The 6,621-nt window shown below is 49.7% G+C and carries 8 protein-coding genes; 2 read left to right on the forward strand and 6 right to left on the reverse strand.

Annotation, left to right across the window (positions count from 1 at the left end):
* Positions 1-834: a vWA domain-containing protein gene (locus tag EV674_RS15835; protein WP_119014554.1), complete on the reverse strand. Its 834-nt coding sequence runs from the start codon at positions 832-834 to the stop codon at positions 1-3.
* A gap of 119 nt (positions 835-953) precedes the next feature.
* On the opposite strand from EV674_RS15835, the gene EV674_RS17950 reads away from it, so the two are divergent.
* Entirely contained in the window at positions 954-1,160 is a 207-nt protein-coding gene (locus EV674_RS17950) for a transposase DNA-binding-containing protein (protein WP_277749431.1), read from the forward strand.
* Positions 1,161-1,310: 150 nt separating this feature from the next.
* Complete coding sequence (locus EV674_RS15845; RefSeq protein ID WP_132750482.1) at positions 1,311-1,559, forward strand: hypothetical protein; 249 nt, start codon at positions 1,311-1,313, stop codon at positions 1,557-1,559.
* 97 nt (positions 1,560-1,656) lie between these two features.
* On the opposite strand, the gene EV674_RS15850 is transcribed toward EV674_RS15845, so the two are convergent.
* The 5 genes from EV674_RS15850 to EV674_RS15870 all read right to left on the reverse strand — a co-directional run bounded on the left by EV674_RS15850 (position 1,657) and on the right by EV674_RS15870 (position 6,308).
* A complete protein-coding gene (locus EV674_RS15850) occupies positions 1,657-2,016 on the reverse strand; it encodes a hypothetical protein (protein WP_132750483.1) in 360 nt (119 codons plus the stop codon).
* A 51-nt stretch (positions 2,017-2,067) separates the two neighbouring features.
* Positions 2,068-3,174 (reverse strand): DUF3472 domain-containing protein, encoded by a 1,107-nt coding sequence (locus EV674_RS15855; RefSeq protein WP_119014553.1) that lies wholly within the window; start codon positions 3,172-3,174, stop codon positions 2,068-2,070.
* 234 nt (positions 3,175-3,408) lie between these two features.
* Positions 3,409-4,338 (reverse strand): recombination directionality factor, encoded by a 930-nt coding sequence (locus EV674_RS15860; protein ID WP_119014569.1) that lies wholly within the window; start codon positions 4,336-4,338, stop codon positions 3,409-3,411.
* Positions 4,339-4,481: 143 nt separating this feature from the next.
* The gene (locus tag EV674_RS15865; protein WP_119014552.1) at positions 4,482-5,501 is read right to left on the reverse strand and encodes a YqaJ viral recombinase family nuclease; all 1,020 of its coding nucleotides are present in this window, start codon (positions 5,499-5,501) and stop codon (positions 4,482-4,484) included.
* A gap of 513 nt (positions 5,502-6,014) precedes the next feature.
* On the reverse strand, positions 6,015-6,308 hold the full coding sequence (locus EV674_RS15870; RefSeq protein ID WP_132750484.1) for a hypothetical protein: 294 nt from the start codon (positions 6,306-6,308) through the stop codon (positions 6,015-6,017).
* Positions 6,309-6,621: the final 313 nt, after the last annotated feature.

Raw genomic sequence — 6,621 nt, forward strand, 5'->3', positions numbered from 1 at the left:
TCAACGCAATTGCGATGCGCGAGTGCCGATATCGAAGAAGTCCACGAGTTCCGCTGCTTCTGCATTAAACATGAAGCCGCGAGATTCATTTTCAACCTTGTGTCCTTTTTCCTGAGCGAATCGAATCAGGTGTTCAGGAAGCTGACTAGACATACGGAAAAGCAATTTCGCGTAATCGTCCGGTAGTCCAGAATCGGATGCAGGGAAACGAATCGGATCGTTTCCTAATGTGCTGACATGAATGTTCAGGATTAGCACCTCACCATCATTCGTGCGGATTTGGCGCAGATGGCTAGCTACTTCTTCTGGGTCTCCATCAGTTGCTTCACCGTCAGTGACATGCAGAATAGTAGGAGGGTAACTGTCTGGATGCGCATCACACCAGATGACAAGCTCTTCGGCTGCCTGTGTCAATGCTTGACGCATCGGAGTGCCACCGCTTGCAACTGGATCAAACCACACTGGAAACTTTACAGTTGTTTCGACAATTCCTCCCGCGCCATCATCCATCTTGCGCTTGCGATCTTCGACACGTGCAGGGTTTTGCTCCAATGCGGAAATTGGGTTAAGTACGTTGCCCCCAAGGACTCCAGAAAAGCCATTTGAAACCCCTTGGCCGCCGTAACCCAGTACACCAACTTCAAAGTAGTCACGAACCCCTTCGGATTTAGTGCAGCGCGTGACAAGGTTCATCAGTGTGCGGTTCAGGGCATCTGCCACGAACTCAGCCTTGCTTCGACCAGATGACATTTTGTCGGACATCGATCCAGACTGATCGACCACGAACAGAAACGCAGTGGGACTATTTCGGCTGATTTGGGCTTCGTAAGCCATTGGATCCCCCCTTTTGGATGCAAATAATGTCCATCTTACCTGAATAGACCCATCCCATTACACACAAGTCTCCCGCTACCTACACTGCACCCCTGACCGCTAGATGATAGGAAGTTGCGATGCGACTGGCCGATGAGTTCCAAACCATAGAGCTGGGTGAGCAGTGCCTGAACCGGCGCGCCGTACTGCTGGCCGAGCGCCTGGGACAAAACCCCAGCGTGAGCATCCCCAATGCCGGTGCATGGCTAGGCACAAACTGCTGCTCTACGTCATTACTTTTCTACATGGCTCGAAAATTTTATGGCACGAAGCCATCCTTAGCTTAAATAATATATTCTAATAATATGGATGCTGAAAATTAGTACATCCGTTTTATTAAATTATTTAAGGAGTAGTCATGCCTAAAAAATACCAGCCAAAGTAGGTGGAAAAAATTTAAAAGTCAAAACCAAGCAAGGAAGCACTATTTCGACATCATGCACTCTTATCCGACAGGTGACACTCTTAAAGTTGAAGATAAACAAGAAGTGGTTGAGCTGATGAAGGAATCAGCCCCTGAGAGGTATCAAAAAACGCAGATCAAGGAGATCAAGACTCACAGAGGAAAGTTTGGCAAAAAATGCCTGCAATCCTCTATAGATGGTGCGGATTTTTCGCCACTTTCTATCGTGGCTGCCGTAAGGCTATGCGCTATACCCATGATGGGCCATCAAGGGCTTATCTAATAAAAAATAAACATCAAAGACCTCAGTGGTGTTTTCCTGGGAGTGGCACAAACCATCTCTATTGCCTCCCCCTCACCACAATGAAAAAATACACCAACTAGGAGTCGTTAAGTGGTGTTGGTATTTTGTTGGCATCCGACTCTGGAATCTTTTCCCAAAAGACCACCGTTCCGCTCGGTAGCGTGACACTTTCACCAGTGAGGATGCTACGAGCGAAAGCAGCGCGAACCTGCGGATTAACTTTGCGGTTCATTACTTTTTGTTCATTTCGAGACCTGTACCAAATTCCACCAAGGTGCTCCCATGCTTTTTCACTTACATTGCGAGGATAAAAAGCACCGATTGGTCGGCCTGAATCTTGAGCGCGACTACCAAATACGTCGTAAATGGCAGCCGTCAGTGGAATAATAACATCCTGAATTTTCTGACGATGTTCAGCTTGAGGCCGGTAAGTCATGTGCGTATTTCTTTCGATATTTTTATCTGAGAGAAAATATTACGAAGCTCTTTAGCTTCTGCATCCAGACTGCTGCTTCCAGGATTTTAGATCGCCCAAGTCCTCCATCTCACCACCGACTTTCCCCATAAAGAGGCGGTTCGAAACCGTGTCAGAAATAAGTGCATGGCCAGCACCATCATTGCGGTAATCACGGTAGTAATAACCGAACAGACTGCGAGAGATGCGGCGCTGCTTGAACTGTGCCTGATTGAATGCGGCAGGCATAAACTGCTCCGCCCAGTTATAAAGACAGTCAACTTCTCGATAGCTCTGAAGGTTGTATTTTTTCCAGAGGTTAGTGTTTTCTGGGACGACTGCGTGAATATTTGCACCTGTTTCTGTGGTGGCGGTAAAAGGTGCGTTAGCCACAGAGTTCACATTGTTTTGACATGGAGTGCCAATGCTGGTGATGTATTTGTTCACTACCGAATCGGGTGTTCTTGAAGCGTTGTTGGAAAACGGGCCATTCCAAGTCACACCAAAGTAGGGCATGGTGCTACAAGTAATGGCATTTGTTGCCGCTGTATTGGCACCGTAAAACTCGACAGTCGAAATCGTTGATCCAGTCAGTCCACCGTAGCCGCTATAGCCGGAAGAGTTATTGACTTCGATCACGCCGATCAGAGTCTCTTCACCTGTAGCGTAGTCAATCGCCCAACCACCCCATTTTTCAGAAGAACCATTGGTATTTCCAGAGATGCGCCAGACACGCATCTTGTATTCGTGACCAGCTTTCCATTGAAAAGGCAATATGCAGGACGTACCAGTTCCTTCATGACCAAATCGCTTGCAGTTGCTTGCCACAGGGAGGGCTGTTTTTTGGTTGCCAACATCCCAGATGGAGAAAATGGCTTTCTTGCCATCAACACGATCCTGTTGCAGACCAGTGTACCCGCCTGTACCAGCCTGAAAAGTGAAGTAAAACTGGGCATAAAAACCCATGTTGGATACGTCAGGTTCTTTGTGCCAATTGATGTGCATATCGTGGTTATAAAAACCTTCGGGTGCCGCACCTGAGTTGGTTTGATACGACAGAGACTGTGTATGCATTGGGAGTTGCAGAGCATTGGCATAGCTACCGATGAGGGGCAGCATAACGACTATCCATTTTTTCATTAGATGAACTCCTGTTTATTTCATTGTAGAGGTCGTTAGTTCGTCTGCTGAGGTAGATTTTTTTGTTTCTCGCTGAGCCTCACACACAGAAATTCGGACACTCCCTTCTCGCTCCCCTGTAGCAGTGGCAAAAAAAGAAATCACCAAGCGCCAGAACAAACCCAGCGCTTATGGCGCCAGATCTGTCCTTGCTATTGGTTTTCCCATGCGGGCTTTCTCACCCCGCACATGCCCTCAAGCCACGCGATCACCTCCAGGCAACGGACTCTTGCCCGCTCTCTGCCTGAGCTTTTCCGCCAATTCCGGTTTGATCCCCAAAGCATGGCCATGCCCATCATTCTGGGCATCCCCATCCACCGGATAAAACTCCTCCACCACGGCAGCGCCATCCTCGTCAGATTCCTCAAACTCACCCAAGGCAAACCCCACCCTGGCCGCTTCATCCAGAGCCGCCTGGTTCACCCCCGCTGCCTCGCGCGCATCCCAGGCCACCCGCGCACTGCCAATGGCATCCGCCAGCGTACTATCGCCGCGCAGCGTCAGATCCACGTAGTAGATCGGCGTGCGGTGTGACAGCGTGGTCGATTTACCCCGCAGGCGCAGCTCCAGCGGCAACGTGGACAGCAACCCACCCGAGAGCGCATGGAAATAGCGCAACCGCGCCGACATCGTGCGAATGCTGTTGAACCCCGTAGTGCGCAGCACAAAGCTGCCCAGTTCATCGCCTGCACAACCCTCCACCTCAATACGCACATTCAGCCGCCCATAGGGCTTGCAGTGGCCCCCCAAAGCCAGCGCACAGGCCGCTGGTGAAGGACAGGGATAACTCTGCATCCCAGAGGCCGTAGCCCGTTTGCAAGTCTCGCCGTTACCCACACACAGAGGCCGCCCCGTAGCACGGTCAAACATCGTGTAATTGGCCCGCAAACTCAAATCAGGATCGTCAAACAACAAACGCACCGGAATGCTGCGCAGCTTGGCGTTTTTCTCCTTGCGCAACTGTTCATCCAAGGGGTGGTTGATCCAGCCATCGCGGCTTTGCACCTGGCTGGTGATGGTGAACTCATCGTCCTTCTCCGGCAGCCGCTTACCGTTCTTCTCCACCACCTTACCAATCGAAATCCGGCCAATCACCGGTGGTGTCAATGCCAAACCTTTGAGCATGATGATTCCTTTCAAAACAAGAAAAACAACGAAAAATAAAAAAGAAACGGGCCTGCACCTGTTCGGTGAAGACCCGCCGTGTAGTGAACCAAGGGGTGATGTGGGGGGCAGGGCACCTGGCCGACACCAGGCTTGTCTGCCCTCTATGCCTGCACCAGAAACCGCCGACTCCCCGGCTTGCTGAGCCGATAGCTGTCTGCCAGCTGCGGTTGATCCTTGAGCAGCTGCACCGTATCCAGTGCCACCGCATCCTTGCTGCGCTTCCAGGAAACCTCCCCAGACTCGAATACCGCCCGACTGGCATCTCCCATACGCTGCTGAATGCGTTGTTTGAGCTGGGCCTCCAGGGCCGTTTGACTGGCAATCACTGAGCGCACCGCCAACAGGTCGGAAAACACCCCCGACATCTCCAGATCCCCAGACAAATCCAGCGTGGTTCCGCTGTCCCTGGGATACATTGCCCGCAATGCCAGATCGGCAGAGTCGGAGCCGTCCGCCGGTGGCTCCTGATCACGCTGTACATAGCCCCAGAACTGGCGTTCCAGGTCAATCAGCTGGGCGATCATTTCCTCATTGCGCTCTATCCGAAACACCTGCAAGTCCTGGCCACCGAGCAGCACCGCCACATCCGCCGCCTGCTTGCCGGTGACAGCCAGCTGGTGCATCACTTGCAGCTGCACGTACTCAGGTACCCCCTCACTCCACAGCCGGGAGCCATGGATACCCGCCGTCTTGCACTCCAGCACCTGTACCTCAGCGGAACCCACCACCTCCCGGTCGATGTTGGCCAGCATCCAAGGGTGTTCAGGGTGCTGCAACACGGCATGAAGCCGCCGCACCCGGTAGCCCGTGCGCCGGGTGTAGTGCGCCGCCACAATCGGTTCGAGCAGCGTGCCCCAATACATGGGGCTGTGGTCATCGTTGGGATCGACCTTGGGCAAGTGACTGTCCCGGCCCGTCTTCTCCATCCACAGTTGCAGTGGGGACTTGTAGGGATGCAGCCCGACAGCGGCAGCAGCGTCCGAGCTGCCAATGCCGCCTTGGCGCACTTGCAGCCATTGATCGTGGGTCAGATCCTGGGTCTTGACCAGCTTCAAGGCTGGACGAAGCTTGCCCTGCGAAAGGGACGAATGCTGTGAAGCTTGTACCAATGGATAGGCCATCAAAATTCTCCAAAAAACAGATGAATGAACCCCACAGCAAAAAGCCCCAGCACCCATCAAGGGCGCCGGGGCTGGTATGCAAGTGAGGAGAAAGTAGGTCAATACCGAATCGACCACCGCAACGCCACTCAGGAAGCCAATTGCAAGGCATGTTCCAGTGCCCGTTTACTTTATGGGCTGCGGAAATAGAAATGATGATTTTAGATTGAGTTAATATATATTATGTTAAAAATGATTTCTCCTGGGATTGATAAAAGAAAAACGCTCTGATCCATTGCTGGCGCAGAGCGTTGATTTAATTGAATTAAATTAAATTTTTAAAATATTAATTTAAGTATTGAGAGTATTTATCATATGAAGTTGTCAATCGAAAATAATTAAATACAAACAAAACTTTTCATGATTGCAAATTTTTATCTGAACAGCCTGCCAAAATAATTATGGCTGTGATTGTGATTATGCAAATAAATCTTTTATTAGTTAATTTGGAAATTTTTAACTGCTTTTGGTTATTCAAAGATTTGAACCGCAATGGCGACATTTAACTGCCTTCAGTTGAATGGTCTCTGCACAATACGGGCATTCTTTCGTAGAGTTGTTGGTATTGGATATTTGAGTGGGCTGAGGGTTGGTGTTTTGGGTTCTCAGTCCGCCAAAAATCAGCTTAAACCAGAATTTCCATATCTTCACCATTCCCCAAAAAAATAATGGCAAGAAAATAATAAATCCAATAATAAAAATGCCGCCACCTTTTGCTATAGCAATGTTCGGTAAAATTAGTAATGCAATAAATCTTTCAATTTTCATTTTGTATATTTTCATAATTAATATTTCCCAAAAAGATCTTCTTTGTGGGGTCTCTGGAGTTCTATTTGTCTGCTCAAGCAAAGGAAAGACAAGCGGGAATGAATAGACAATCAAATGTTCAGCATGTGAAGCAAACTCCGTTGATGCAAATGTATCAGAACGAAATTCTTAGGGGGTGTCAGCCAAACCTCTGCCTCCTTCGCGCTTACCCGCTCCAGATATTGACTAGAAATAAAACAACTTGAATCAAGCGGCATATTTGACAGAATCCTTCCCAAAAAACTGCTGCACCTTTTTGGGCGATTTCTGCAAA

It is taken from the genome of Simplicispira metamorpha, from assembly GCF_004341365.1.
Classification (GTDB): Bacteria; Pseudomonadota; Gammaproteobacteria; order Burkholderiales; family Burkholderiaceae_C; genus Simplicispira; species Simplicispira metamorpha.